Raw genomic sequence first — 1,980 nt, 5'->3', positions numbered from 1 at the left:
GGGAATACAGGAGTTTATAGATAGAGTTTTGTCTGTTTATAGATAGAGTTTTGTCTGTTTATAGATAGAGTTTTGTCTGTTTATAGATAGAGTTTTGTCTGTTTATAGATAGAGTTTTGTAGTATTATATATTCATAAAACCATATTCATTGAAAGAGGTGCTTCATTTGAGTAATGAAATTGTTAAATATGATCCTGAATTAAATACAATCCCACTTCGAAAATTCACTCCTGTTGAAATGAATTTATTCTTCTCAATAGTTTCTAGAATGCGTGACAAGGGTGACGAAACTGTAAGATTTTCATTTGATCAATTAAAAGAATTAAGTGCATATAAACCTACAGCAAATAACCGATTTATTGACGATATTGAAAGTACTTATCAAAAAATTTTAGGCTTACGCTTTGGAAGACGTAGTAAAGATGGGCTGCATCGTGAATTTTTTGTTATGTTTACCGAATTTGAGATAAACGGCCATGCTGATGATCCTTATGTTGATATTAAAATTTACCCCAAAGCTATAAAATTATTAAATGAGCTGGAAAGTTGGGTTCGTTATGCTTTATCAGAATTCAGAGATTTAAAAAGTAGCTACGCAAAAACCATGTTTCGGTTACTAAAACAATTTAGAACTACTGGGTACGCTTACTTTTCAGTTGCTGACTTTAACGAGCTATTAGATGTCCCTAAAAGCTATAAAAGTAGCAATATAAATCAATCCGTTTTAAAACCCATCAAAGAGGAACTTACGCCTCTTTTTAGAGGCCTAACGGTTAGAAAAAAATATGGTAAAGGCCGCGGGAAACCAGTGATTGGGTATTCTTTTACTTGGAAGCCTGAAAAGAAAGACGCTAACGACTTCTCACAAGGTCAATTTCAAGATGAACGTCAAAAACTCTTTAACATTCAGCATAATGCTGAATTAACAGAACAGGAAAAATGGCGCGCCATTGACAAGGTTAAGGGGCTAACTTTAGGCTCTACTGAGAAACAAGCATTGGCTGATAAACAGGCCGAGCACGATAAAAAAATAAGAGATCAAGCACGAAAAGAAGCACTTGCTGAACTCCGAAATGGGTTTGGAAATAATGCCTAAAACAATTAGAGAACTTGCTGATGAATTGGGCGTTTCAAAGCAGGCTATATGGCAAAAGATAAAAAGAGATGCGTCAATCGATTTACGTCAATTTACATCAACAAAAGGCAATACTGTTTACGTTGATGTTGATGGGCAAAAAGCTATTAAAGCAATGTTCTCAAACAATTCGTCAACAAGATACCGTCAACAAAAAGATGATGTTGACGACAACAAAAAAGATGCGGTTGATGGACAAGATGAAGTGAAATTCCTTCGAAATTTAGTATCAGAAATTCAATCTGAAAAGAAAGAGTTACATAAGTTACTAGATCAGCAACAAAGATTGGCCTTACAGGACAAACAACTGCTCGAAGAATACAAAGCAGAAAACGACAGATTAAAAGTTCTCAAAATGCCCTCACAGGAAACAGAATTCAAACACTTAGACAATCAATATAAAGATGAAGTGAACGCTCTTAAAGAGAAGTTGGAAAATTTGCAGGAACAAATCAAAGTTCAAAAAAGGATAGAAGAACAAGAAAAACCAAGAAAATGGTGGGGACTATGGCGAAAATAGATGATTCAGTTAAAAAGAAAGTCCCAGAATTGCGATTTAAAGGATTCACGGATGAATGGGAAGAGCGTAAGTTAAAAGATATAGCTCAATTTAATCCTAAAACAGTTCTTCCAGATGAATTTGAGTATGTAGACTTAGAAAGCGTTGTAGGGACTGAAATGATCTCGCATAGAACTGAATCTAAAGATCAAGCACCTTCAAGGGCACAGCGTCTTGCACAAAAAGGCGATGTGTTTTATCAGACGGTTCGCCCATATCAAATGAATAACTATTTATATGATTTGCCTTATGATAACTATGTTTTCTCAACTGGTTAGAGTGTTT

General features: G+C 34.7%; 3 protein-coding genes. All 3 read left to right on the top strand.

Annotated elements, in window-relative coordinates; all coding sequences use genetic code 11:
* Positions 1 to 167: 167 nt before the first annotated feature.
* From JCM11969_RS16405 to JCM11969_RS18315, 3 genes are read left to right on the top strand one after another with little or no spacing between them, the layout of a single operon-like run.
* Positions 168 to 1,097 carry a replication initiation protein gene (locus tag JCM11969_RS16405; RefSeq protein WP_054712973.1) on the top strand — a complete coding sequence of 310 codons (930 nt, stop codon included), beginning with the start codon at positions 168 to 170 and terminating at the stop codon, positions 1,095 to 1,097.
* A complete protein-coding gene (locus tag JCM11969_RS16400; RefSeq protein ID WP_014271904.1) occupies positions 1,090 to 1,656 on the top strand; it encodes a helix-turn-helix domain-containing protein in 567 nt (188 codons plus the stop codon). Before JCM11969_RS16405 ends, JCM11969_RS16400 begins: the two co-directional genes overlap by 8 nt.
* Positions 1,644 to 1,973 (top strand): hypothetical protein, encoded by a 330-nt coding sequence (locus JCM11969_RS18315; protein WP_054712971.1) that lies wholly within the window; start codon positions 1,644 to 1,646, stop codon positions 1,971 to 1,973. The genes JCM11969_RS16400 and JCM11969_RS18315 overlap by 13 nt, the downstream gene beginning before the upstream one ends.
* Positions 1,974 to 1,980: the final 7 nt, after the last annotated feature.

It is taken from the genome of Secundilactobacillus paracollinoides DSM 15502 = JCM 11969 (assembly GCF_001311135.1).
Taxonomy (GTDB): domain Bacteria; phylum Bacillota; class Bacilli; order Lactobacillales; family Lactobacillaceae; genus Secundilactobacillus; species Secundilactobacillus paracollinoides.
This window is presented reverse-complemented; position numbering and strand designations above follow the sequence as displayed.

What these genes read in the sequence shown, in the direction of transcription:
- JCM11969_RS18315 (WP_054712971.1), top strand. Translation starts at nt 1,644, where the DNA reads ATGGCGAAAATAGATGATTCAGTTAAAAAGAAAGTCCCAGAATTGCGA.
- JCM11969_RS16400 (WP_014271904.1), top strand. Translation starts at nt 1,090, where the DNA reads ATGCCTAAAACAATTAGAGAACTTGCTGATGAATTGGGCGTTTCAAAG.